The organism is Bacillus cereus, assembly GCF_015071065.1.
GTDB classification, from domain to species: Bacteria; Bacillota; Bacilli; order Bacillales; family Bacillaceae_G; genus Bacillus_A; species Bacillus_A cereus_BA.
This window is the reverse complement of record NZ_VOVA01000021.1, coordinates 20,969-44,146: the sequence shown is the minus strand read 5'-3', so window position 1 is coordinate 44,146 and position 23,178 is coordinate 20,969. Positions and strand designations below refer to the sequence as shown.

Below are 23,178 nucleotides of genomic sequence, written 5' to 3'. Positions count from 1 at the left end.
CATGATTGATGCAAAGCAATTGAACAGCTTAGCGTTAGCGTATATGGGTGATGCGGTATATGAACAATATATCCGCTATCACCTCCTTCAAAAAGGGAAAGTTCGTCCAAATCAATTACATCGCTTAGGGACGGGCTTTGTTTCGGCAAAAGCACAGGCGAAAGTTGTTTATCATTTATTAGAGACGGCATTTTTGACAGAAGAGGAAGAGGCGGTATTAAGAAGAGGGCGTAATGCGAATTCGGGTACTGTTCCAAAAAATACAGATGTACAAACATATCGACACAGTACAGCCTTTGAAGCACTAATCGGTTATCATCACTTGTTGAATAATCGTGAAAGATTGGACGAGATTGTATATAAGGCGATTGACGTTTTGGAAGAAAAAGAAGGGAGCACATCATCATGAGTAGTGAATATATTATCGGACGTAACCCTGTAATTGAAGCTTTAAGAGCGGGGCGAGATATTAATAAAATTTTGGTAGCGGAAGGTGCTGCCAAAGGGCAAGTGCAGATTGTACTAGCATTAGCAAAAGAGAATAAGGTTATTTTGCAACACGCACCAAAGAAGAAATTAGATCAATTGGTTGAGGGAAATCATCAAGGTGTAATTGCTCAAGTAGCTGCATATCAATATGCTGAGTTAGAGGATTTGTTTAAATTAGCAGAAAAACGTAATGAAGATCCGTTCTTCTTAATTTTAGATGAAATTGAGGACCCGCATAACTTAGGTTCTATTATGCGTACTGCGGATGCAACAGGGGCTCATGGGGTTATTATTCCAAAAAGAAGAGCGGTGGGACTTACAGCGTCAGTTGCGAAAGCGTCGACTGGGGCAATTGAATATATTCCTGTTGCACGTGTAACAAATTTATCGCGTACAATTGATGAATTAAAAGAACGCGGACTTTGGATTGCTGGTACAGATGCCAAAGGGAAAACAGATTACCGTAATTTAGATGGTAATATGCCAATCGGACTAGTAATTGGTAGTGAAGGAAAAGGTATGAGTCGTATTATTGGTGAAAAGTGTGATTTCCTAATTACTTTACCGATGGTTGGTAAAGTTACATCCTTAAATGCTTCAGTAGCCGCAAGTTTGTTAATGTATGAGGTATATCGTAAACGTCACGAAATCGGTAAATAAAAAATGGACGATATTTTAATCGTTGACGGTTACAACATTATCGGGGCTTGGGGAGACTTGAAGAAACTGCGGGATGTAGATTTACAATCATCAAGAGACGCGCTTATTGATAAGATGGCGGATTATCAAGGCTATACAGGCACAAAGGTAATGATTGTCTTTGATGCCTATACAGTCTATGGTATTGAAAAAAAGATGAAACAATCGCGGGTGGAAGTAATATTCACGAGAAAGAATCAAACTGCAGATGAAAAGATAGAACAACTTGCGATTGAGCTTAGAAATATAAATACACAAATATACGTTGCAACTTCGGATTATACGGAGCAATGGATTATATTTGCGCAAGGTGCACTTCGAAAATCTGCGCGTGAATTAGAGTTAGAAGTGCAAGCAATGAAGCAACAAGTAAGAAGGCGTACAAAAGACACGAAAGAAAAGCAACCCGCCATGCGAAAGATATTTAGTGAAGATATTACAGAAAAATTAGAAAAATTAAGGAGAGGAGAGCGTTGAAGCATTGACGCTCTTTATCTTTTTACTGTATAATATTGCTAAATATATAGCGGTCGGAGGGATCAAGGTGGAAGCAGGCTTCGTAAGTGTAGGCGACGTTACATTTCGTGATTTAGAGGATGAGGCAATCGTTGAGTTAGTTCGAAAAGGTAATACTGATGCTCTAGAATATTTAATTCACAAATATAAGAACTTTGTTCGCGCGAAATCAAGATCTTATTTCTTAGTGGGTGCCGATCGAGAAGATATTGTTCAAGAAGGTATGATTGGATTGTTTAAAGCCATTCGTGATTATAAAGGGGACAAGCTGTCTTCGTTCAAAGCATTTGCTGAGCTGTGTATCACTCGACAAATTATTACCGCTATTAAAACAGCAACAAGGCAAAAACATATTCCGTTAAATTCGTATGTGTCTTTAGACAAGCCAATTTACGATGAAGAATCTGATCGAACACTATTAGATGTTATTTCGGAATCGAAGGTAACTGATCCAGAAGAGATGATTATAAGCCAGGAAGAATATACAGACATAGAATCAAAAATATCTGAATTATTAAGCGATTTAGAAAGAAAAGTACTCTCTTTATACTTAGATGGTCGTTCCTATCAAGAAATTTCAGAACAGTTAAACAGGCATGTGAAATCTATTGATAACGCATTGCAGCGTGTGAAAAGGAAATTAGAAAGATATATGGAGATGAGAGAGAGTACAACTTTAAATTCATAGCGAGTACCGCAGGTGTAAAATAATTCACCTGTTTTCTTTTTGCGAAGAGAGTGAAAGTCATGACATTGACATTATCTTTTGTTGTATGATACATTTTTAGGGACATAATGTTACAAGGTTGGTGTAACTAATGAGGAAAAAAGTTGTACTCTCATGTGAAGAGTGTAAAAATCGAAACTACTCTACGATGAAAGATACGAGCTCAGTAGAGCGACTTGAGATAAAGAAGTTTTGTAAAACATGCAATAAGCATACAGTTCACAAAGAAACAAAATAAATAATACACTGGAGGTCCCGTAGATGCGTTTAACGAACTTTTTCGGCGATGTAGGTCGCGAAATGAAAAAAGTAAGTTGGCCTAAAAAAGATGAATTACTCCGATCAACAACGACTGTTATCGCGACAGTTGTGTTCTTTGCGATTTTCTTCGCAGTAGTTGATATGGGCATTTCTTCTTTAATTCGGTTAATTCTTGGTTAATTCTTGAATAAGAAGCACTTATCCATGATATAATGTTATTTATAAGAACTGTGTAAAAGCCCGGTGAACGGGTTTTTTCATTTGCGCAAAAAAATGTACGTCAGGGAGGGAAGGACGCTCGTCCTAAATGAATGGAAAAAAGTTGGTATGTTGTCCATACTTATTCTGGATATGAAAATAAAGTAAAGGCAAACCTAGAGAAACGTGTAGAATCAATGGGTATGCAAGATAAAATTTTCCGTGTTGTTGTCCCGGAAGAAGTAGAAGTAGAAATGAAAAATGGTAAAGAAAAAATAACGAAAAGAAAAGTGTTCCCAGGTTACGTAATAGTAGAACTAATCATGACTGACGACTCTTGGTATGTTGTTCGTAATACACCGGGTGTAACAGGTTTTGTCGGTTCTTCTGGTTCTGGATCTAAACCTTCACCTCTATTAGAAGAGGAAGTTGTTAGCATCATGAAGCATATGGGAATGGACAATGAAGTGGTTGATTTCGAATTTGAACTTCATGAAACAGTACGTGTAAATGAAGGGCCATTCGCGGATTATACAGGTGCGATTGAAGAAATTGATGTGGAAAAGAAAAAAGTTAGCGTGCTTGTAGACATGTTTGGTCGCGAGACTCCGGTTGAACTTGATTTCCATCAAATTGAAAAATTATAAAATGAAACTTGAAATGAATTGTAAAAAGTGATAATATCTTTTAAGTCAGTACGTCTTCGGTAACGGAGACGTTTTTTGAAAAAGATTTTATCATTATGATAAAATTATGAAGTGGGAGGGCAAATCACTGCCCAATTGACCACATCACGGACTTAAGGAGGTGTGTCTCGTGGCTAAAAAGGTAATTAAAATAGTAAAACTTCAGATTCCTGCAGGTAAAGCTAATCCAGCTCCACCGGTTGGTCCAGCATTAGGACAAGCAGGTGTTAACATCATGGGCTTCTGTAAAGAGTTTAACGCTCGTACAGCTGATCAAGCTGGTCTTATCATCCCTGTTGAAATTACGGTATTTGAGGACCGTTCATTCACTTTCATTACTAAAACTCCTCCTGCTGCTGTTCTTCTTAAGAAAGTAGCTGGTATTGAGTCTGGTTCTGGTGAACCAAACCGTAATAAAGTGGCAACTGTTAAGCGTGATAAAGTACGCGAAATCGCTGAAACTAAAATGCCTGACCTAAACGCTGCTAGCGTAGAAGCTGCAATGCGTATGGTTGAAGGTACTGCGCGCAGTATGGGCATCGTTATCGAAGACTAATTCGATTTGTTTTTTGTAAAAAGGTTGCGGGTCTGGAATTCCAATTCGCAACCTTTATTATCGTAAATGATTATCGTTTTTAAATAAATGGATGGGCGCACATCCTCGGGGGTTCCCGGAATGAAGGCGTAAACGTGGGAGGTTATTCCGCTAAAACCACATTCAAGGAGGAAACAAACATGGCTAAAAGAGGTAAAAAGTACGTAGAAGCTGCAAAGCTTGTTGATCGTGCATCTGCTTACTCTGCAACAGAAGCAGTAGAATTAGTAAAGAAAACAAACACAGCTAAATTTGATGCAACTGTAGAAGCTGCATTCCGTTTAGGTGTTGACCCTAAGAAAGCTGACCAACAAATTCGTGGTGCAGTTGTTCTTCCACACGGTACTGGTAAAGTACAACGTGTATTAGTATTCGCTAAAGGCGAAAAAGCAAAAGAAGCTGAAGCTGCTGGCGCTGACTTCGTAGGCGATGCTGATTACATCGGTAAAATCCAACAAGGTTGGTTCGGTTTCGATGTAGTAGTAGCAACTCCTGACATGATGGGTGAAGTTGGTAAACTTGGTCGCGTATTAGGACCTAAAGGTTTAATGCCAAACCCTAAAACTGGAACAGTTACTTTCGATGTAACTAAAGCTGTTAACGAAATCAAAGCTGGTAAAGTTGAATACCGCGTTGATAAAGCTGGTAACATCCACGTTCCAATTGGTAAAGTATCTTTCGAAGATGCTAAATTAGTAGAAAACTTCAAAACAATTGCTGACACGCTACAAAAAGCTAAGCCAGCTGCTGCAAAAGGTACTTACATGAAGAACGCAACTGTTGCTTCTACAATGGGACCTGGCGTACGCGTAGACGTTTCTACACTTGCGTAAAAATTGGAAGTTGACTTCATAAAGAAGTTTTAATATAATCATTTATGTTGTGAATTTAAATAGTGTACCGTAGACAGTAGGAGTCGATTCGACTTAATTCCCTACCTAGGTGTTAATATACGAAGCGGAATCTTTTTTCTGTGACTATATGCCTCCATGTCTACAAGTTGGGCATGGAGGTTTTTAGTGCACTTTCGGTACATCTTCTATATAATCTACAGGAGGTGTAATAACATGAGCAAAGTAATCGAAACTAAACAACAAGTTGTAACTGAAATCGCTGAAAAACTTCGCGCGAGTAAATCTACAATCGTTGTTGACTACCGTGGTTTAACAGTTTCTGAAGCAACAGAATTACGTAAAAACTTACGTGAAGCTGGCGTTGAGTTCAAAGTTTACAAAAACTCTTTAACTCGTCGTGCTGCAGAGTCTGCTGAAATGGCTGAGTTAAACGAATTCTTAACAGGACCAAACGCAATCGCGTTCAGTAATGAGGATGTAGTTGCTCCTGCGAAAGTATTAAACGACTTCGCTAAAAATCATGAAGCTTTAGAAATTAAAGCGGGCGTAATCGAAGGTAAACTTGTAACACTTGATGAGGTTGAAGCAATCGCTACTCTTCCATCACGTGAAGGCTTACTTTCTATGCTTCTTAGCGTTCTTCAAGCTCCAATCCGTAACCTTGCACTTGCTACTAAAGCAGTTGCAGATCAAAAGGAAGAGCAAGGCGCTTAATTTTTTAAAAGATAATTACTTGTTATCTATAAAACAATACAAACCTATTTAAGGGAGGATATTTACAATGACTAAAGAACAAATCATTGAAGCAGTTAAATCTATGACTGTATTAGAACTTAACGACTTAGTAAAAGCTATCGAGGAAGAATTCGGCGTAACTGCTGCTGCTCCTGTAGCTGTAGCTGGTGGCGCTGGTGAAGCTGCTGCTGAGCAAACTGAATTTGACGTAGTACTTGCAAGTGCTGGCGCTCAAAAAATCAAAGTTATCAAAGCTGTACGTGAAATCACTGGTCTTGGCTTAAAAGAAGCTAAAGAATTAGTTGACAACACTCCAAAAGCAATCAAAGAAGGCGTTACTAAAGAGGAAGCTGAAGAAATGAAAGCTAAACTTGAAGAAGTTGGCGCTGCTGTAGAAGTTAAGTAATTAACTTTTGGTGCTTTAAAAAAAGCTCGCTCTCATGCGAGCTTTTTTTTTAACTGTAAAGAAAAGAGGTGGCCATATGGCAGACCATTATTTTTCTAACGACCCTTCTAGTAAAAGTGATCGTAAACGATGGGAATTTACACTTCGTGAATCTCGATTTACTTTTTTATCTGACCATGGGGTGTTCTCGAAAAACGAAGTGGACTTTGGTTCTCGTCTTTTAATTGAAGCGTTTCAAATGCCGGATGTTCAAGGTAATGTATTAGACGTAGGATGTGGGTACGGTCCAATCGGTTTGTCATTAGCGAAAGAGTTTCAAGATCGTGAAATTCACATGGTGGATGTGAATGAAAGGGCATTGGGACTTGCAAAAGAAAATGCCGCTAATAACAGAATTGAAAATATACGTATTTTGCAAAGTAGTGTCTATGAAAATGTAGATGGCAAGTATGCTGCTATTCTATCTAATCCTCCAATTCGTGCTGGTAAAGATATCGTGCATGAGATTTTAGAAAAGGCTGTGGAGTATTTAGTTTCAGGTGGAGAATTGTGGATTGTTATTCAAAAGAAACAAGGTGCGCTATCTGCGCTGAAAAAACTAGAAGAAGTATTTTCTGAAGTTGAAGTTGTAGAAAAGAAAAAAGGATATTATATCATAAAATCAAAAAAGCGTTGACGGTTATTTTTGGCTATGTTAACATTATACAATGCCAATATATGATTTTCTGCGTTGAGAAAGATGTATATTTTTGTTTCTCTTGGAAAAGATAGTAAAATCAGCAGATTATGAAACAGAATGATGGTTTTCTTATAGAAGCCATTTTTCTTTTTTGAGCAGGTAGAAAGACTCAACGTATCTATCTTTAAGAGAAAAAAACTACGCTAATAGCAGTAGTTGTATTTATTTGTGATTTTGCACAAATTTTTTTGTGTGTTTATAATACTCATGATTTGAGGGGTGAAGCAGTTGACAGGTCAACTAGTTCAATACGGACGCCACCGCCAACGAAGAAGTTATGCCCGTATTAGTGAAGTATTAGAGTTACCAAATCTTATCGAAATTCAAACCTCTTCTTATCAGTGGTTTCTTGATGAGGGTTTGCGAGAAATGTTCCAAGACATTTCTCCGATCGAAGACTTTACGGGAAATCTATCGCTTGAATTTATCGACTACAGCTTAGGTGAACCTAAATACTCTGTAGAAGAATGCAAAGAGCGTGATGTGACGTATGCAGCACCACTTCGTGTAAAAGTGCGTCTAATCAACAAGGAAACTGGTGAAGTAAAAGAACAAGATGTGTTCATGGGAGATTTCCCACTCATGACAGAGACTGGAACATTCGTAATTAACGGTGCAGAACGTGTTATCGTTTCCCAGTTAGTTCGCTCTCCAAGCGTATACTATAGTGGCAAAGTGGATAAAAACGGAAAACGTGGTTTTACTGCTACTGTAATTCCAAACCGCGGAGCTTGGTTAGAGTATGAAACAGATGCTAAGGATGTTGTATATGTGCGTATTGACCGTACGCGTAAACTTCCAGTAACTGTTTTGTTACGCGCATTAGGGTTTGGCTCTGATCAAGAAATCACCGAGCTTTTAGGTGATAACGAATACTTAAGCAATACGTTAGAAAAAGACAACACAGATAGCACAGAGAAAGCATTGCTTGAAATTTATGAGCGTCTACGTCCTGGTGAACCACCAACAGTAGAAAATGCAAAGAGCTTACTTGTGTCTCGTTTCTTTGATCCGAAGCGCTACGATTTAGCAAATGTAGGTCGCTATAAGATCAACAAAAAGCTACACATTAAAAACAGATTGTTTAACCAACGTTTAGCTGAAACACTGGTGGATCCAGAAACTGGTGAAATTTTAGCGGCAGAAGGAACAGTCTTAGATCGTCGTACACTGGATCGCATTCTACCTTACTTAGAGAAAAACATTGGATTCAAAACAGCGAAACCAATGGGTGGAGTGGTAGCGGGCGATGTTGAGCTGCAATCTATTAAGATTTATGCTCCAGAATCAGAAGGCGAACGATCTATAAACGTAATTGGGAATGCAAATATTACTCGTGATATAAAACACATCACACCAGGTGATATTCTTGCTTCTATTAGCTACTTCTTTAACTTGCTATATAAAGTAGGGGATACAGATGATATTGACCACTTAGGAAATCGTCGTCTGCGTTCTGTAGGAGAGTTACTACAAAACCAATTCCGTATCGGTCTTTCTCGTATGGAACGTGTTGTTCGTGAGAGAATGTCGATTCAAGATACAAATGCAATTACACCACAAGCGTTAATTAACATTCGCCCGGTTATTGCATCTATTAAAGAGTTCTTCGGAAGTTCTCAGTTATCTCAGTTCATGGATCAAACAAACCCATTAGCAGAGTTAACTCACAAACGAAGACTATCTGCATTAGGACCCGGTGGTTTAACGCGTGAGCGCGCAGGCTTTGAAGTACGTGACGTTCACTACTCTCACTATGGTCGTATGTGTCCAATCGAAACACCAGAGGGACCAAACATCGGTTTGATCAACTCATTATCTTCGTTTGCGAAAGTAAATGAGTTTGGTTTCATTGAAACACCATACCGTCGTGTTGACCCAGAAACTGGTCTTGTAACAGGGCATGTTGATTATTTAACAGCAGATGAAGAAGATAACTATGTTGTAGCCCAAGCGAATATGAAATTATCTGAAGAAGGGGAATTCCTTGATGAAGATATCGTAGCTCGTTTCCGTGGTGAAAATATTGTCACAAATAAAGAACGCATCGACTACATGGATGTATCTCCAAAACAAGTAGTGTCGGCAGCGACAGCTTGTATTCCGTTCTTAGAAAACGATGACTCTAACCGCGCACTTATGGGAGCGAACATGCAACGTCAGGCGGTTCCGTTAATGAATCCGGAATCACCGATTGTAGGTACAGGTATGGAGTACGTATCAGCAAAAGACTCAGGTGCTGCAGTAATCTGTAAACATCCTGGTGTTGTTGAGCGCGTAGAAGCACGTGAAGTTTGGGTACGCCGCTATGTAGAAGTTGACGGTCAAACAGTAAAAGGCGACTTAGATCGCTACAAAATGTTAAAATTCATTCGTTCTAACCAAGGAACTTGCTACAACCAACGTCCAATCGTAAGTGTTGGAGACCAAGTTGTAAGAGGTGAAATCCTTGCGGATGGTCCTTCTATGGAACTAGGTGAACTAGCACTTGGACGTAACGTGCTTGTTGGCTTTATGACATGGGACGGTTATAACTACGAGGATGCGATCATCATGAGTGAGCGCCTTGTAAAAGATGATGTGTACACTTCTATCCATATTGAAGAATATGAATCAGAAGCTCGTGATACGAAGCTTGGACCAGAAGAAATTACACGTGATATCCCGAATATTGGAGAAGATGCACTTCGTAATCTTGACGAGCGCGGTATTATTCGCGTCGGTGCTGAAGTAAAAGATGGAGATCTACTTGTTGGTAAAGTAACGCCAAAAGGTGTAACAGAATTAACGGCAGAAGAACGTCTATTACATGCAATCTTCGGTGAAAAAGCACGTGAAGTACGTGATACATCACTACGTGTACCACATGGTGGTGGCGGTATTATCTTAGACGTAAAAGTGTTCAACCGTGAAGATGGCGATGAATTGCCACCAGGCGTGAATCAACTTGTACGTGCATATATCGTTCAAAAACGTAAAATTTCTGAAGGTGACAAGATGGCCGGTCGTCACGGTAACAAAGGTGTTATTTCCCGTATTTTACCGGAAGAAGATATGCCTTACTTACCAGATGGTACGCCAATCGATATCATGTTAAACCCATTAGGGGTACCATCTCGTATGAATATCGGTCAGGTATTAGAGCTTCATCTTGGTATGGCAGCAAGATACCTTGGTATTCACATTGCAACACCGGTATTCGATGGTGCTCGTGAGGAAGATGTATGGGGCACAATTGAAGAAGCTGGTATGGCAAATGACGCGAAAACAATCCTGTATGACGGACGTACTGGTGAGCCATTCGATAACCGCGTATCTGTTGGTGTCATGTATATGATCAAACTTGCGCACATGGTTGACGATAAACTTCATGCTCGTTCTACTGGACCATACTCACTTGTAACGCAGCAACCTCTTGGAGGTAAAGCTCAGTTCGGTGGACAGCGTTTCGGTGAGATGGAGGTTTGGGCACTTGAAGCTTATGGTGCTGCTTATACTCTTCAAGAAATCTTAACAGTGAAGTCTGATGATGTTATTGGACGTGTTAAGACGTATGAAGCAATTGTTAAAGGTGAAAATGTTCCAGAACCAGGCGTTCCTGAATCATTCAAAGTATTGATTAAAGAACTGCAAAGTTTAGGTATGGACGTTAAAATGATGTCTATCAACGATACAGAAATTGAAATGCGTGATACGGAAGATGATGATCATCAATCAGCAGATAAATTGAATGTTGAAGTTGAGACAACTAAGGAATAATTGGGATAACCTGTAGACTAAAAGGGAGGTAGGCCCCTTGATAGATGTAAATAACTTTGAATATATGAAGATTGGACTTGCTTCACCTGACAAGATTCGTTCTTGGTCATACGGTGAAGTTAAGAAACCAGAAACAATTAACTATCGTACGTTAAAGCCTGAAAAAGATGGCTTGTTCTGTGAGCGTATTTTCGGACCACAAAAGGACTGGGAATGTCATTGCGGAAAATATAAACGTGTACGTTATAAAGGTGTAGTTTGTGATCGATGTGGCGTTGAAGTAACGCGTGCAAAAGTTCGTCGTGAACGTATGGGTCATATCGAATTAGCTGCTCCTGTATCTCATATTTGGTATTTCAAAGGTATCCCGAGCCGCATGGGACTTGTCTTAGACATGTCCCCTCGCGCGCTTGAAGAAGTAATTTATTTCGCTTCTTATGTTGTAACAGAAAGTGGAGATACACCACTTGATAAGAAGCAATTACTTTCTGAAAAAGAATACCGTGCATATCGTGATCGATATGGCAGCACATTCCAAGCCGCTATGGGTGCAGAAGCGATTAAAAAGCTACTGCAAGACATCGATTTAGATAAAGAAGTAGACTTCTTAAAAGAAGAATTAAAAACAGCACAAGGACAACGCCGTACTCGTGCTATTAAACGTCTAGAAGTATTAGAAGCATTCCGTAACTCTGGAAATCACCCATCTTGGATGATCTTAGAAGTTCTTCCAGTTATCCCACCAGAACTACGCCCGATGGTACAGTTAGATGGTGGACGTTTTGCTACTTCTGACTTAAACGACTTATATCGTCGTGTAATTAACCGTAACAACCGTTTAAAACGTCTATTGGACTTAGGTGCACCAAGCATCATCGTTCAAAACGAAAAACGTATGTTACAAGAAGCTGTAGACGCATTAATCGATAATGGTCGCCGTGGCCGTCCAGTTACTGGACCAGGTAACCGTCCATTAAAATCACTATCTCACATGCTTAAAGGTAAACAAGGACGTTTCCGTCAAAACTTATTAGGTAAACGTGTTGACTACTCTGGCCGTTCTGTAATCGTTGTAGGACCGAACTTAAAGATGTACCAATGTGGATTGCCGAAAGAAATGGCGCTTGAATTGTTTAAACCTTTCGTTATGAAAGAGTTAGTTGGAAAAGGATTAGCACACAACATTAAGAGTGCTAAACGTAAAATCGAGCGTGTACACCCTGAAGTTTGGGACGTTTTAGAATCTGTGATCAAAGAGCATCCAGTACTTCTAAACCGCGCACCAACACTTCACCGTCTTGGTATCCAGGCGTTTGAACCTACATTAGTAGAAGGTCGTGCAATCCGTCTTCACCCACTTGTATGTACAGCATACAACGCGGACTTTGACGGTGATCAAATGGCGGTTCACGTTCCGTTATCATCAGAAGCACAAGCAGAAGCTCGTATTCTTATGTTAGCGGCACAAAACATCTTGAATCCAAAAGACGGAAAACCAGTTGTTACTCCATCTCAGGATATGGTATTAGGTAACTATTACTTAACACTTGAGCGCGAGGGTGCAATCGGTGAAGGTATGGTCTTCAAAGATGCAAACGAAGCAATACTTGCATACCAAAATGGATATGCACATCTGCACACGCGTGTTGCAGTTGCTGCGAGTTCGGTAAATAATGTAACGTTTACTGAAGAGCAAAAGAGTAAGCTTCTATTAACAACAGTTGGTAAATTAATATTTAACGAAATCTTACCAGAGTCGTTCCCTTATATTAATGAACCAACAAACTCAAACCTTGAAAAAGAAACACCAGCGGAATATTTCGTTGAAAAAGGTGCGAACATTAAAGAAATTATTGCTAGTCGCGAAGAAGTGGCACCATTTAGCAAGAAAATCCTTGGTAACATTATTGCGGAAGTATTCAAACGTTTCCAAATTACGGAAACATCTCGTATGCTTGACCGTATGAAAAACTTAGGATTTAAATACTCTACAAAAGCTGGTATTACAGTTGGGGTATCAGACATTCTTGTATTAGGTGAAAAAGATGAAATTCTCCATGAAGCACAAGCAAAAGTAGATAATGTAATTAAGCAATTCCGTCGCGGTTTAATCACGGAAGAAGAACGTTATGATCGCGTTATCTCTATTTGGAGTAATGCAAAAGATGTTATCCAAGGAAAACTGATGAAATCCTTGAATAAACGCAACCCAATCTTCATGATGAGTGATTCCGGTGCCCGTGGTAACGCATCGAACTTTACTCAGCTTGCTGGTATGCGTGGTCTGATGGCCAATCCATCTGGTCGTATCATTGAGCTTCCGATCAAATCAAGTTTCCGTGAAGGTTTAACAGTACTTGAGTACTTCATCTCTACGCATGGTGCGCGTAAAGGTCTTGCCGATACAGCACTTAAAACTGCCGATTCTGGTTACTTAACACGTCGTCTTGTAGACGTTGCACAAGATGTAATTGTTCGTCAAGATGATTGTGGAACAGATCGTGGTTTACTAATTGGTGCGATTAAAGAGGGTAATGAAGTTATTGAGTCACTATATGATCGTCTTGTTGGACGTTTTGCAAGAAAAACTGTAAAACATCCTGAAACAGGTGAAGTATTAGTTGTTGAAAATCAATTAATTACTGAAGATATTGCTCATATCGTTGAAAAGTCGGGTGTTGAAACTGTAAACATTCGTTCAGCGTTTACGTGTAATACTCGCCACGGTGTATGTAAGAAGTGTTACGGTCGTAACTTAGCAACTGGTACAGACGTAGAAGTAGGAGAGGCGGTAGGTATTATCGCAGCTCAATCTATCGGTGAGCCAGGTACACAGTTAACGATGCGTACGTTCCATACGGGCGGGGTTGCCGGAGATGATATCACACAAGGTTTACCTCGTATCCAAGAGATCTTCGAAGCTCGTAATCCGAAGGGTCAGGCAGTTATCAGTGAAATCGACGGTGTTATCGCAGCGATCAACGATGTTAAAGATCGCCAAGAAGTAGTTGTACAGGGTGAAGTTGAAGCTCGTACGTATGCTATTCCTTACGGTGCTCGTCTGAAAGTAACTCTAGGACAGCCAATTAGCCACGGTAAAGAGTTAACAGAAGGTTCTATTGATCCGAAAGAATTACTAAAAGTAACGGACATTACAGCCGTTCAAGAATACTTATTACGTGAAGTTCAAAAAGTATACCGTATGCAAGGGGTAGAAATTGGTGACAAACACGTAGAAGTAATGGTACGTCAAATGCTACGCAAAGTTCGTGTAAGTGACGCGGGTGAAACAGATGTATTACCAGGAACATTACTAGATATCCATCAGTTTACTGATGCGAATGCGAAGGTGTTACTGAAAGGTAAACAACCAGCAACAGCTAGACCGGTTCTACTTGGTATTACTAAAGCTTCACTTGAAACTGATTCGTTCTTATCTGCAGCATCGTTCCAAGAAACAACTCGTGTTCTAACAGATGCAGCAATTAAGGGCAAACGCGATGAGCTTCTAGGATTGAAAGAAAATGTTATTATCGGTAAGCTTGTTCCTGCTGGAACAGGTATGAATCGTTATCGCAAAGTGGATCTTGTAAAAACAACACAAGATAACATGAATGTAGAAAACGATGAAGTTTATGTGGAACAGTAAAATTTTCCGTCGTAAATTTTGTATAAAAACAGCTAATCCTAGTTGACATTGTATGAGTCAAAATGTTACTATAATCAAGGTTGCTCCTGAATGATGCTTTGGAGGATATTTATATGTCTTATCAAAAAGTGTCAAATGCTGAAAATGTAGTCGTTGGTCATAAACGAACATTGGAAGCAATCAAAAATGGTATAGTTAAAGAAGTTGTTATTGCGGAAGATGCTGATGTGCGGTTAACCCATGTTATCATTCGTACTGCCTTGCAACATAACATACCCATAACCAAAGTTGAATCAGTTCGTAAGCTTGGAAAAGTTTCGGGGATTCAAGTGGGAGCTTCAGCAATAGGAATAATAAGTTAAAACTGTTTTTGTGAGGAGAGAGCATTTGCTCTTCCTTGCAAAAACTTTGTTTTCAACTAATAATGAACCACCTGGATATGTGGTCATACAAACATGCGAAGGGAGGATAATCAAATGCCTACTATTAACCAATTAGTGAGAAATGGTCGTACTGATAAAGTATGGAAGTCTAAATCACCTGCGTTAAACAAAGGTTTTAATTCTTTAAAGAAAAAATCAACTGATATCTCTGCACCTCAAAAACGTGGTGTGTGTACTCGTGTTGGTACAATGACTCCGAAGAAACCGAACTCAGCGTTACGTAAATACGCTCGTGTACGTTTAACAAATGGTATTGAAGTTACAGCTTACATCCCAGGTATCGGTCATAACCTACAAGAGCATAGCGTAGTATTAATTCGCGGTGGTCGAGTAAAGGATTTACCAGGGGTACGTTACCACATCGTTCGTGGTGCGCTTGATACAGCTGGTGTTGACAAACGTATGCAAGGACGTTCTAAATATGGTACTAAGCGACCAAAACCTGCTAAAAAATAATAAACTTATAATGAAAGGAGGAACTCAATATGCCTCGTAAAGGACCTGTTGCGAAACGTGACGTGTTACCAGATCCAATGTACAATTCTAAGCTTGTAACACGCCTAATCAACAAAATGATGGTTGACGGTAAAAAAGGTAAATCTCAAACAATTCTTTATAACGCTTTCGATATCGTTCGTGAACGTTCAGATAAAGAACCAATGGAAGTATTCGAGCAAGCTCTTAAGAACATCATGCCTGTTCTTGAAGTACGCGCTCGTCGTGTTGGTGGTGCTAACTACCAAGTTCCAGTTGAGGTTCGTCCAGAACGCCGTACAACTTTAGGTCTTCGCTGGTTAGTAAACTATGCTCGTCTTCGTGGTGAAAAAACTATGGAAGAGCGTCTAGCTTACGAAATCTTAGATGCATCTAACAACGCTGGTGCAGCTGTTAAGAAACGTGAAGACACTCATAAAATGGCAGAAGCTAACAAAGCATTTGCTCATTACCGTTGGTAGGATTCAACGTAAAATAAATGTAAGCATAAACCGCTTTATTTGTCGCTTATGGAAGTGTGGAGAGGGAGAATGCCTCTCCCTTTCGTTGGGCGCTCGTTTTACATAATGAGGGTACTGGACACTGGCATATGTAACAATATAAAGTGGCTTTTTTGCTACTTAAAATAAAATAATCCAATCCATATATGGAAGGAGCAAGACACCAAATGACTAGAGAGTTCTCTTTAGAAAACACTCGTAATATTGGTATCATGGCTCACATCGATGCTGGTAAAACAACAGCAACTGAGCGTATTCTGTATTACACAGGACGTATTCATAAAATCGGTGAAACTCATGAAGGTGCATCTCAGATGGACTGGATGGAGCAAGAGCAAGAACGTGGTATCACAATTACTTCTGCTGCAACTACAGCACAATGGAAAGGTCACCGTGTAAATATCATTGACACTCCAGGACACGTAGATTTCACAGTAGAAGTAGAACGTTCTTTACGCGTACTTGATGGCGCAGTAGCGGTACTTGATGCACAATCTGGTGTAGAACCACAAACAGAAACTGTTTGGCGTCAGGCTACTACTTATGGTGTACCTCGTATCGTATTCGTTAACAAAATGGATAAGATTGGTGCAGATTTCTTATACTCTGTAGGAACAATCCACGATCGTTTACAAGCAAACGCACATCCAATTCAGTTACCAATCGGTGCTGAAGATGAGTTCAATGGTATCATTGACCTTGTTGAAGAGTGTGCTTACATGTACGCTAACGATTTAGGAACAGACATCGAGCGTGTCGAAATTCCTGAAGAGCACAAAGAATTAGCTGAAGAATACCGTGGAAAACTTATTGAAGCGGTAGCTGAGCTTGATGAAGAAATGATGATGAAGTACCTAGAAGGTGAAGAAATCACTGTAGAAGAGCTTAAAGCTGGTATCCGTAAGGCTACAACTTCTGTAGAATTCTTCCCAGTAATCTGTGGTTCTGCATTCAAAAATAAAGGTGTTCAAATTCTGTTAGACGCAGTTATCGACTACTTACCATCTCCATTAGATGTACCTGCTATTAAAGGTACTCTTCCGGATACGGAGGAAGCTATCGAGCGTAAGTCTAGCGATGAAGAACCATTCGCAGCTCTAGCATTCAAAATCATGACTGACCCTTATGTTGGTAAGTTAACGTTCTTCCGTGTGTATTCTGGTGTGTTAAACTCTGGATCATACGTGAAAAACTCAACTAAAGGTAAGCGTGAGCGTGTAGGTCGTATCCTACAAATGCACGCTAACAGCCGTGAAGAGATTTCAACAGTTTACGCTGGTGATATCGCTGCTGCTGTAGGTTTAAAAGATACTACTACTGGTGATACTCTTTGTGACGAGAAGAGCCTTGTTATCCTTGAGTCTATGGAATTCCCAGAGCCAGTTATCTCTGTAGCTATCGAACCAAAATCTAAAGCTGACCAAGATAAAATGGGTACAGCATTATCTAAGCTTTCTGAAGAAGATCCAACATTCCGTGCTCACACTGACCAAGAAACTGGCCAAACAATCATCGCTGGTATGGGTGAACTTCACCTTGATATCATCGTTGACCGTATGCGCCGTGAATTCAAAGTGGAAGCAAACGTTGGTGCTCCTCAGGTAGCGTATCGTGAGACTTTCCGCGCTGCTGCGAAAGTTGAAGGTAAGTTCGCTCGTCAATCTGGTGGTCGTGGACAATTCGGTCACGTTTGGATTGAGTTTGAACCTAATGAAGAAGGTAAAGGATTCGAATTCCAAAACAAGGTTGTCGGTGGTGTAGTTCCACGTGAATACATCCCAGCTGTTGGAGCGGGTCTTGAAGACTCACTTAAAAATGGTGTACTAGCTGGTTATCCACTAGTTGACATTAAAGCTGCGTTAGTTGACGGATCTTACCATGATGTCGATTCATCTGAGATGGCGTTCAAAATCGCTGCATCTATGGCGCTTAAAGCTGCGGTTTCTAAATGTAGCCCAGTAATTCTTGAGCCAATGATGAAAGTTGAAGTTGTAATTCCTGAAGAGTACATGGGTGACATTATGGGCGACGTAACATCTCGTCGTGGACGTGTAGAAGGTATGGAAGCTCGCGGTAACGCACAAGTTGTTCGCGCTATGGTTCCACTTTCTGAAATGTTCGGTTATGCAACGGCATTACGTTCTAACACTCAAGGACGCGGAACATTCTCAATGACATTTGATCATTATGAAGAAGTACCGAAGTCTATTTCTGAAGAAATTATTAAAAAAAATAAAGGTGAATAATTGATTTTTATCGATTGTTCAAGTATAACTACTTATGTAAGCTTAGAAAGTGAGGCTTATGTCTCGCTTTCTAGTCTAAATATAAAATAACCTATATAAACTAAGGAGGAATTTAGAATGGCTAAAGCTAAATTCGAACGTTCTAAACCCCATGTTAACATCGGTACAATCGGCCACGTTGACCATGGTAAAACTACATTAACTGCTGCGATCACTACAGTTCTTGCAAAAGCTGGTGGTGCTGAAGCACGCGGATACGATCAAATCGACGCTGCTCCAGAAGAAAGAGAGCGCGGAATCACAATCTCAACTGCACACGTTGAGTACGAAACTGAAACTCGTCACTATGCACACGTTGACTGCCCAGGTCATGCTGACTATGTTAAAAACATGATCACTGGTGCTGCTCAAATGGACGGCGGTATCTTAGTAGTATCTGCTGCTGATGGTCCAATGCCTCAAACACGTGAGCACATCCTTCTTTCTCGTCAAGTAGGTGTTCCTTACATCGTTGTATTCTTAAACAAATGCGACATGGTAGACGACGAAGAATTATTAGAATTAGTTGAAATGGAAGTTCGCGACCTATTATCTGAATACGGATTCCCAGGCGACGATATTCCTGTAATTAAAGGTTCTGCTCTTAAAGCTCTTCAAGGAGAAGCTGAGTGGGAAGAAAAAATCATCGAATTAATGGCTGAAGTTGATGCTTACATCCCAACTCCAGAACGTGAAACTGACAAACCATTCTTAATGCCTATCGAGGATGTATTCTCTATCACAGGTCGTGGTACAGTTGCAACTGGTCGTGTTGAGCGTGGAATCGTTAAAGTTGGTGACGTAGTAGAAATCATCGGTCTTGCTGAAGAGAATGCTACTACAACTGTAACTGGTGTAGAAATGTTCCGTAAGCTTCTTGACCAAGCTCAAGCTGGAGACAACATCGGTGCTCTACTTCGTGGGGTTGCTCGTGAAGACATCCAACGTGGACAAGTTCTTGCTAAAACTGGCTCTGTAAAAGCACACGCTAAATTCAAAGCTGAGGTTTTCGTATTATCTAAAGAAGAAGGTGGACGTCACACTCCATTCTTCGCTAACTACCGTCCGCAGTTCTACTTCCGTACAACTGACGTAACTGGTATCATCCAATTACCAGAAGGTACTGAAATGGTAATGCCTGGTGACAACATCGAAATGACTATCGAACTTATCGCTCCAATCGCTATCGAAGAGGGAACTAAATTCTCTATTCGTGAAGGTGGACGTACAGTAGGTTACGGTGTAGTTGCTACAATCGTTGCTGAGTAGTCTTTAATTAGATTATTAAAAACTCAAGGGATTCTCCCTTGAGTTTTTTTATTGCTTATTACTATAGAAGAAAGAGATGCATTTTCTATTTTTGAATGAGTTTCTTCTATAGTATATAAAACGAAAGTGACACCCAAAAACTGTAAGTTAAATAAGAGTAGATGAAAACTTGATATTCTTTAAAGTGCCATGTATAATAGCAAAAGTAGAGAAAAGCAGATGCAAACAAAAAGATGCTTGCATCTAGACGAATAACATTGTATAATAGACAATGTTGGTCTTTGACTGCGATGAAGTGGAAGGTTGCTGACACACCCGGCCGCTTTGCCATGGCATGGTGTGGGGAAATTTCCATGGAGAAGGTCTATTTTAGAAATAGGCGAACGAAGGAGGGAAAATAATGGCAAAAGAAAAAATTCGTATCCGTTTAAAAGCTTATGATCACCGTATTCTTGATCAATCAGCTGAGAAAATTGTAGAAACAGCTAAGCGTTCTGGGGCAACAGTTTCTGGTCCGATCCCATTACCAACTGAGAAGACTATTTACACAATTCTTCGTGCTGTTCATAAGTACAAAGATTCTCGTGAACAATTCGAAATGCGCACGCACAAACGTCTAATCGACATCGTGAGTCCTACTCCACAAACAGTAGATTCATTAATGCGTTTAGACTTACCATCTGGTGTAGATATCGAAATCAAATTATAATTTATATAACTTAAAAATGTAGGAGGTGTAACTCATGACCAAAGGAATCTTAGGAAGAAAGATCGGTATGACTCAAGTATTTGCTGAGAACGGTGAGTTAATCCCAGTAACGGTAATCGCTGCTAATCCAAACGTTGTTCTTCAAAAGAAAACAACTGAAACTGATGGCTACAACGCAATTCAGTTAGGATTTGAAGATAAACGTGAAAAGTTAACTAACAAACCTGAACAAGGCCACACTGCTAAAGCATCTACAACTCCTAAGCGCTTCATTCGCGAAATCCGCGATGCAGACGTGGACGGATTAGAGGTTGGTCAAGAGGTAAAAGTTGAAGTTTTCGCTGCAGGTGAAATCGTTGACGTAACAGGAATTTCTAAAGGTAAAGGTTTCCAAGGTGTTATTAAACGCCACGGACAATCTCGCGGACCTATGTCTCATGGTTCTCGCTATCACCGTCGTCCAGGTTCAATGGGGCCAGTTGCTCCGAACCGTGTATTCAAAGGCAAAAAACTTGCTGGACGTATGGGTGGAGACCAAGTTACTATCCAAAACTTAGAAATCGTTCAAGTTGACACTGAGCGCAACTTATTACTAGTAAAAGGTAACGTTCCAGGTGCTAAGAAATCTCTTGTAGTTGTTCAAGGCGCTGTGAAGGTTAGCAAATAATTCACAATAGGAAGGAGGAATTCCAATGCCAAAAGTTACTGTATATAACCAAACTGGTTCACAGGTTGGTGAAATCGAATTAGCTGAAGCTATTTTCGGTATCGAACCAAATGAAGCTGTACTATTTGAAGCTGTAATGATGCAACGTGCATCTTTACGTCAAGGTACACACAAAGTAAAAACTCGCTCTGAAGTTCGCGGTGGTGGTCGTAAACCATGGCGTCAAAAAGGAACTGGACGTGCTCGTCAAGGTTCTATCCGCTCTCCTCAATGGCGTGGTGGTGGTACGGTATTCGGACCTACACCAAGAAGCTATGCGTACAAACTTCCTAAGAAGGTTCGTCGTTTAGCAATCAAATCTGCATTAGCTACTAAAGTAGTTGAGAACAACATTGTAGTTCTTGAAGACCTAGTGTTAAATGCACCAAAAACAAAAGACATGGTAGCAGTACTTAAAGGATTAACTGTTGAGAAGAAAGCTCTTATCGTAACTGCTGATGCAAACGAATCTGTAGAGTTATCTGCTCGCAATATCCCAGGAGTAACAGTAATCACTGCTGATGGCGTAAACGTGCTAGATGTGCTTCATCATGATAAGCTAATCATGACAAAAGCGGCAGTGGAAAAAGTAGAGGAGGTGCTTGCATAATGAGAGATCCTCGTGATATCATTAAGCGCCCAGTTATCACTGAACGTTCTATGGAAATGATGGCTGAAAAAAAATACACGTTCGACGTGGACGTTAAATCTAATAAAACAGAAGTTAAAGACGCGATAGAAGCGATCTTTGGTGTTAATGTAGACAAAGTAAATATCATGAACTACAAGCCGAAAGCAAAACGCGTTGGTCGTCACGCTGGTTTTACTAGCCGTCGTCGTAAAGCAATCGTTAAGCTAACTGCTGACAGCAAAGAAATCGAAATCTTCCAAGGCGTTTAATTCTTACTAAAGAAGGAGGGAAATTGAGATGGGAATTAAAAAGTATAATCCAACTACTAACGGTCGTCGTAACATGACTACGAATGATTTCGCTGAAATCACGACTGACAGACCGGAAAAGTCTTTACTTGCTCCTTTAAGCAAAAAGGCTGGTCGTAATAACCAAGGTAAAATTACTGTACGTCATCAAGGTGGCGGACATAAGCGTCAATACCGTATCATCGACTTTAAGCGTAACAAAGATGGAATTCCAGGACGCGTTGCTACGATCGAATATGATCCAAACCGCTCTGCGAATATCGCATTAATTAACTACGTTGACGGTGAAAAACGTTACATTCTTGCTCCTAAAACTTTAGAAGTAGGTATGGAAGTTATGTCTGGCCCTGAAGCTGACATTAAAATCGGTAACGCATTACCATTAATCAACATTCCAGTAGGTACTGTTGTTCATAATATCGAGCTTAAGCCTGGTCGTGGCGGACAATTAGTTCGTTCTGCTGGTACGTCTGCTCAAGTACTTGGTAAAGAAGGGAAATACGTACTTGTACGTTTAACTTCTGGTGAAACACGTTTAGTATTATCTGCTTGTCGCGCTTCAATCGGTCAAGTTGGTAACGAACAACACGAACTTATCAAAATCGGTAAAGCAGGTCGCTCTCGCTGGTTAGGTAAGCGCCCAACAGTTCGTGGTTCTGTAATGAACCCGGTTGATCACCCACACGGTGGTGGTGAAGGACGCTCTCCAATCGGACGTAAGTCTCCAATGTCTCCATGGGGTAAACCAACTCTTGGATTCAAGACTCGTAAGAAAAACAAAGCGTCTGATAAATTTATCGTTCGTCGTCGTAAAAAATAATGGGATTGTAGTACGGTTCGTTTCAAGAACCGTACGCCAATCACGAAGGGAGGCACCAAAATGGCTCGTAGCTTAAAAAAAGGACCATTTGTCGATGATCACTTAATGAACAAAATGGAAAAATTAGTTGCATCTGAGCAAAAACAAGTTGTTAAAACTTGGTCTCGCCGTTCAACTATCTTCCCTCAGTTCATCGGACATACAATTGCTGTATATGATGGTCGTAAACACGTACCTGTGTACATCACTGAGGATATGGTTGGCCATAAGTTAGGTGAATTCGCACCAACTCGTACGTATAAAGGTCACCTTGCTGACGATAAGAAAACTAGAAGATAATGAGAGGAGGCACTTCAATGCAAGCTAAAGCAGTAGTGAGAACAGTTCGTATTGCTCCTCGTAAGGTTCGTTTAGTAGTAGACTTAATCCGAGGTAAGCAAGTGGGTGAAGCGATTGCTATCCTTAACCACACACCAAAAACTGCTTCTCCAGTTGTAGAAAAAGTTTTAAAATCTGCAATCGCAAATGCAGAGCACAATTATGAGATGGATATTAACAACCTAGTTGTTGAAAAAGTCTTCGTTGACGAAGGTCCAACGTTGAAACGTTTCCGTCCACGTGCAATGGGTCGTGCAAGCCAAATTAACAAACGCACAAGCCACATCACAGTTGTGGTATCAGAAAAGAAGGAGGGATAAT

General features: G+C 40.2%; 26 protein-coding genes and 1 other annotated feature. All 26 genes read left to right on the top strand.

Features of this window, described 5'->3' with window-relative positions:
- Position 1 precedes the first annotated feature (1 nt).
- The 26 genes from FT637_RS26215 to rplV all read left to right on the top strand — a co-directional run bounded on the left by FT637_RS26215 (position 2) and on the right by rplV (position 23,177).
- A complete protein-coding gene (locus FT637_RS26215; RefSeq protein ID WP_002204579.1) occupies positions 2-409 on the top strand; it encodes a Mini-ribonuclease 3 in 408 nt (135 codons plus the stop codon).
- Positions 406-1,149 (top strand): 23S rRNA (guanosine(2251)-2'-O)-methyltransferase RlmB, encoded by a 744-nt coding sequence (gene rlmB / locus FT637_RS26210; protein WP_002091503.1) that lies wholly within the window; start codon positions 406-408, stop codon positions 1,147-1,149. Before FT637_RS26215 ends, rlmB begins: the two co-directional genes overlap by 4 nt.
- Before the next feature lie 3 nt (positions 1,150-1,152).
- The gene (locus tag FT637_RS26205) at positions 1,153-1,665 is read left to right on the top strand and encodes an NYN domain-containing protein (RefSeq protein WP_193648757.1); all 513 of its coding nucleotides are present in this window, start codon (positions 1,153-1,155) and stop codon (positions 1,663-1,665) included.
- Between the two features lie 67 nt (positions 1,666-1,732).
- Positions 1,733-2,392: an RNA polymerase sporulation sigma factor SigH gene (locus FT637_RS26200; protein WP_002009799.1), complete on the top strand. Its 660-nt coding sequence runs from the start codon at positions 1,733-1,735 to the stop codon at positions 2,390-2,392.
- A gap of 130 nt (positions 2,393-2,522) precedes the next feature.
- Positions 2,523-2,669: a 50S ribosomal protein L33 gene (rpmG, locus tag FT637_RS26195; protein ID WP_012260172.1), complete on the top strand. Its 147-nt coding sequence runs from the start codon at positions 2,523-2,525 to the stop codon at positions 2,667-2,669.
- 23 nt (positions 2,670-2,692) lie between these two features.
- Entirely contained in the window at positions 2,693-2,872 is a 180-nt protein-coding gene (secE, locus tag FT637_RS26190) for a preprotein translocase subunit SecE (protein ID WP_002009797.1), read from the top strand.
- A 131-nt stretch (positions 2,873-3,003) separates the two neighbouring features.
- Complete coding sequence (nusG, locus tag FT637_RS26185) at positions 3,004-3,537, top strand: transcription termination/antitermination protein NusG (protein WP_193648756.1); 534 nt, start codon at positions 3,004-3,006, stop codon at positions 3,535-3,537.
- Between the two features lie 169 nt (positions 3,538-3,706).
- A complete protein-coding gene (rplK, locus tag FT637_RS26180; protein WP_002159610.1) occupies positions 3,707-4,132 on the top strand; it encodes a 50S ribosomal protein L11 in 426 nt (141 codons plus the stop codon).
- Between the two features lie 179 nt (positions 4,133-4,311).
- Positions 4,312-5,004: a 50S ribosomal protein L1 gene (gene rplA, locus FT637_RS26175; protein ID WP_105587627.1), complete on the top strand. Its 693-nt coding sequence runs from the start codon at positions 4,312-4,314 to the stop codon at positions 5,002-5,004.
- Between the two features lie 49 nt (positions 5,005-5,053).
- Positions 5,054-5,199 (top strand) — a sequence feature (ribosomal protein L10 leader region).
- Positions 5,200-5,238: 39 nt separating this feature from the next.
- Positions 5,239-5,739 (top strand): 50S ribosomal protein L10, encoded by a 501-nt coding sequence (gene rplJ, locus FT637_RS26170; protein WP_002091506.1) that lies wholly within the window; start codon positions 5,239-5,241, stop codon positions 5,737-5,739.
- Between the two features lie 67 nt (positions 5,740-5,806).
- Positions 5,807-6,166, top strand: coding sequence for a 50S ribosomal protein L7/L12 (gene rplL, locus FT637_RS26165; RefSeq protein ID WP_002009788.1), 360 nt, complete (start codon positions 5,807-5,809; stop codon positions 6,164-6,166).
- Positions 6,167-6,242: 76 nt separating this feature from the next.
- On the top strand, positions 6,243-6,842 hold the full coding sequence (locus FT637_RS26160) for a class I SAM-dependent methyltransferase (RefSeq protein WP_193648755.1): 600 nt from the start codon (positions 6,243-6,245) through the stop codon (positions 6,840-6,842).
- 291 nt (positions 6,843-7,133) lie between these two features.
- Positions 7,134-10,664, top strand: a complete 3,531-nt coding sequence (gene rpoB / locus FT637_RS26155; RefSeq protein ID WP_193648754.1) for a DNA-directed RNA polymerase subunit beta — start codon at positions 7,134-7,136, stop codon at positions 10,662-10,664.
- A 37-nt stretch (positions 10,665-10,701) separates the two neighbouring features.
- The gene (gene rpoC, locus FT637_RS26150; protein WP_193648753.1) at positions 10,702-14,313 is read left to right on the top strand and encodes a DNA-directed RNA polymerase subunit beta'; all 3,612 of its coding nucleotides are present in this window, start codon (positions 10,702-10,704) and stop codon (positions 14,311-14,313) included.
- 113 nt (positions 14,314-14,426) lie between these two features.
- A complete protein-coding gene (locus FT637_RS26145; RefSeq protein WP_000121833.1) occupies positions 14,427-14,675 on the top strand; it encodes a 50S ribosomal protein L7ae-like protein in 249 nt (82 codons plus the stop codon).
- 114 nt (positions 14,676-14,789) lie between these two features.
- Positions 14,790-15,212, top strand: a complete 423-nt coding sequence (gene rpsL / locus FT637_RS26140; protein ID WP_001142341.1) for a 30S ribosomal protein S12 — start codon at positions 14,790-14,792, stop codon at positions 15,210-15,212.
- A 29-nt stretch (positions 15,213-15,241) separates the two neighbouring features.
- Entirely contained in the window at positions 15,242-15,712 is a 471-nt protein-coding gene (gene rpsG, locus FT637_RS26135; protein WP_002091511.1) for a 30S ribosomal protein S7, read from the top strand.
- Between the two features lie 206 nt (positions 15,713-15,918).
- The gene (gene fusA, locus FT637_RS26130) at positions 15,919-17,997 is read left to right on the top strand and encodes an elongation factor G (protein ID WP_193648752.1); all 2,079 of its coding nucleotides are present in this window, start codon (positions 15,919-15,921) and stop codon (positions 17,995-17,997) included.
- A gap of 117 nt (positions 17,998-18,114) precedes the next feature.
- The gene (tuf, locus tag FT637_RS26125; protein WP_002091518.1) at positions 18,115-19,305 is read left to right on the top strand and encodes an elongation factor Tu; all 1,191 of its coding nucleotides are present in this window, start codon (positions 18,115-18,117) and stop codon (positions 19,303-19,305) included.
- Between the two features lie 400 nt (positions 19,306-19,705).
- A complete protein-coding gene (rpsJ, locus tag FT637_RS26120) occupies positions 19,706-20,014 on the top strand; it encodes a 30S ribosomal protein S10 (RefSeq protein WP_001040595.1) in 309 nt (102 codons plus the stop codon).
- A gap of 34 nt (positions 20,015-20,048) precedes the next feature.
- A complete protein-coding gene (rplC, locus tag FT637_RS26115; protein ID WP_000160209.1) occupies positions 20,049-20,681 on the top strand; it encodes a 50S ribosomal protein L3 in 633 nt (210 codons plus the stop codon).
- A 25-nt stretch (positions 20,682-20,706) separates the two neighbouring features.
- Entirely contained in the window at positions 20,707-21,330 is a 624-nt protein-coding gene (gene rplD / locus FT637_RS26110) for a 50S ribosomal protein L4 (RefSeq protein ID WP_001127261.1), read from the top strand.
- Positions 21,330-21,620 carry a 50S ribosomal protein L23 gene (gene rplW, locus FT637_RS26105; protein ID WP_001205557.1) on the top strand — a complete coding sequence of 97 codons (291 nt, stop codon included), beginning with the start codon at positions 21,330-21,332 and terminating at the stop codon, positions 21,618-21,620. The genes rplD and rplW overlap by 1 nt, the downstream gene beginning before the upstream one ends.
- A 28-nt stretch (positions 21,621-21,648) precedes the next feature.
- Positions 21,649-22,479 (top strand): 50S ribosomal protein L2, encoded by an 831-nt coding sequence (rplB, locus tag FT637_RS26100; protein WP_193648751.1) that lies wholly within the window; start codon positions 21,649-21,651, stop codon positions 22,477-22,479.
- Between the two features lie 60 nt (positions 22,480-22,539).
- Positions 22,540-22,818: a 30S ribosomal protein S19 gene (rpsS, locus tag FT637_RS26095; protein WP_000124452.1), complete on the top strand. Its 279-nt coding sequence runs from the start codon at positions 22,540-22,542 to the stop codon at positions 22,816-22,818.
- Positions 22,819-22,835: 17 nt separating this feature from the next.
- On the top strand, positions 22,836-23,177 hold the full coding sequence (gene rplV / locus FT637_RS26090; protein WP_002009773.1) for a 50S ribosomal protein L22: 342 nt from the start codon (positions 22,836-22,838) through the stop codon (positions 23,175-23,177).
- The last annotated feature ends 1 nt before the right edge of the window (position 23,178 follow it).

What these genes read in the sequence shown, in the direction of transcription:
- fusA (WP_193648752.1), top strand. Translation starts at nt 15,919, where the DNA reads ATGACTAGAGAGTTCTCTTTAGAAAACACTCGTAATATTGGTATCATG.
- rplD (WP_001127261.1), top strand. Translation starts at nt 20,707, where the DNA reads ATGCCAAAAGTTACTGTATATAACCAAACTGGTTCACAGGTTGGTGAA.
- rplV (WP_002009773.1), top strand. Translation starts at nt 22,836, where the DNA reads ATGCAAGCTAAAGCAGTAGTGAGAACAGTTCGTATTGCTCCTCGTAAG.
- rlmB (WP_002091503.1), top strand. Translation starts at nt 406, where the DNA reads ATGAGTAGTGAATATATTATCGGACGTAACCCTGTAATTGAAGCTTTA.
- rpsG (WP_002091511.1), top strand. Translation starts at nt 15,242, where the DNA reads ATGCCTCGTAAAGGACCTGTTGCGAAACGTGACGTGTTACCAGATCCA.
- FT637_RS26215 (WP_002204579.1), top strand. Translation starts at nt 2, where the DNA reads ATGATTGATGCAAAGCAATTGAACAGCTTAGCGTTAGCGTATATGGGT.
- rplB (WP_193648751.1), top strand. Translation starts at nt 21,649, where the DNA reads ATGGGAATTAAAAAGTATAATCCAACTACTAACGGTCGTCGTAACATG.
- rplJ (WP_002091506.1), top strand. Translation starts at nt 5,239, where the DNA reads ATGAGCAAAGTAATCGAAACTAAACAACAAGTTGTAACTGAAATCGCT.
- rpsL (WP_001142341.1), top strand. Translation starts at nt 14,790, where the DNA reads ATGCCTACTATTAACCAATTAGTGAGAAATGGTCGTACTGATAAAGTA.
- rplL (WP_002009788.1), top strand. Translation starts at nt 5,807, where the DNA reads ATGACTAAAGAACAAATCATTGAAGCAGTTAAATCTATGACTGTATTA.
- rpsJ (WP_001040595.1), top strand. Translation starts at nt 19,706, where the DNA reads ATGGCAAAAGAAAAAATTCGTATCCGTTTAAAAGCTTATGATCACCGT.
- rpmG (WP_012260172.1), top strand. Translation starts at nt 2,523, where the DNA reads ATGAGGAAAAAAGTTGTACTCTCATGTGAAGAGTGTAAAAATCGAAAC.
- tuf (WP_002091518.1), top strand. Translation starts at nt 18,115, where the DNA reads ATGGCTAAAGCTAAATTCGAACGTTCTAAACCCCATGTTAACATCGGT.
- FT637_RS26205 (WP_193648757.1), top strand. Translation starts at nt 1,153, where the DNA reads ATGGACGATATTTTAATCGTTGACGGTTACAACATTATCGGGGCTTGG.
- rplC (WP_000160209.1), top strand. Translation starts at nt 20,049, where the DNA reads ATGACCAAAGGAATCTTAGGAAGAAAGATCGGTATGACTCAAGTATTT.
- rplW (WP_001205557.1), top strand. Translation starts at nt 21,330, where the DNA reads ATGAGAGATCCTCGTGATATCATTAAGCGCCCAGTTATCACTGAACGT.
- FT637_RS26160 (WP_193648755.1), top strand. Translation starts at nt 6,243, where the DNA reads ATGGCAGACCATTATTTTTCTAACGACCCTTCTAGTAAAAGTGATCGT.
- FT637_RS26145 (WP_000121833.1), top strand. Translation starts at nt 14,427, where the DNA reads ATGTCTTATCAAAAAGTGTCAAATGCTGAAAATGTAGTCGTTGGTCAT.
- rplA (WP_105587627.1), top strand. Translation starts at nt 4,312, where the DNA reads ATGGCTAAAAGAGGTAAAAAGTACGTAGAAGCTGCAAAGCTTGTTGAT.
- rpsS (WP_000124452.1), top strand. Translation starts at nt 22,540, where the DNA reads ATGGCTCGTAGCTTAAAAAAAGGACCATTTGTCGATGATCACTTAATG.
- nusG (WP_193648756.1), top strand. Translation starts at nt 3,004, where the DNA reads ATGGAAAAAAGTTGGTATGTTGTCCATACTTATTCTGGATATGAAAAT.
- secE (WP_002009797.1), top strand. Translation starts at nt 2,693, where the DNA reads ATGCGTTTAACGAACTTTTTCGGCGATGTAGGTCGCGAAATGAAAAAA.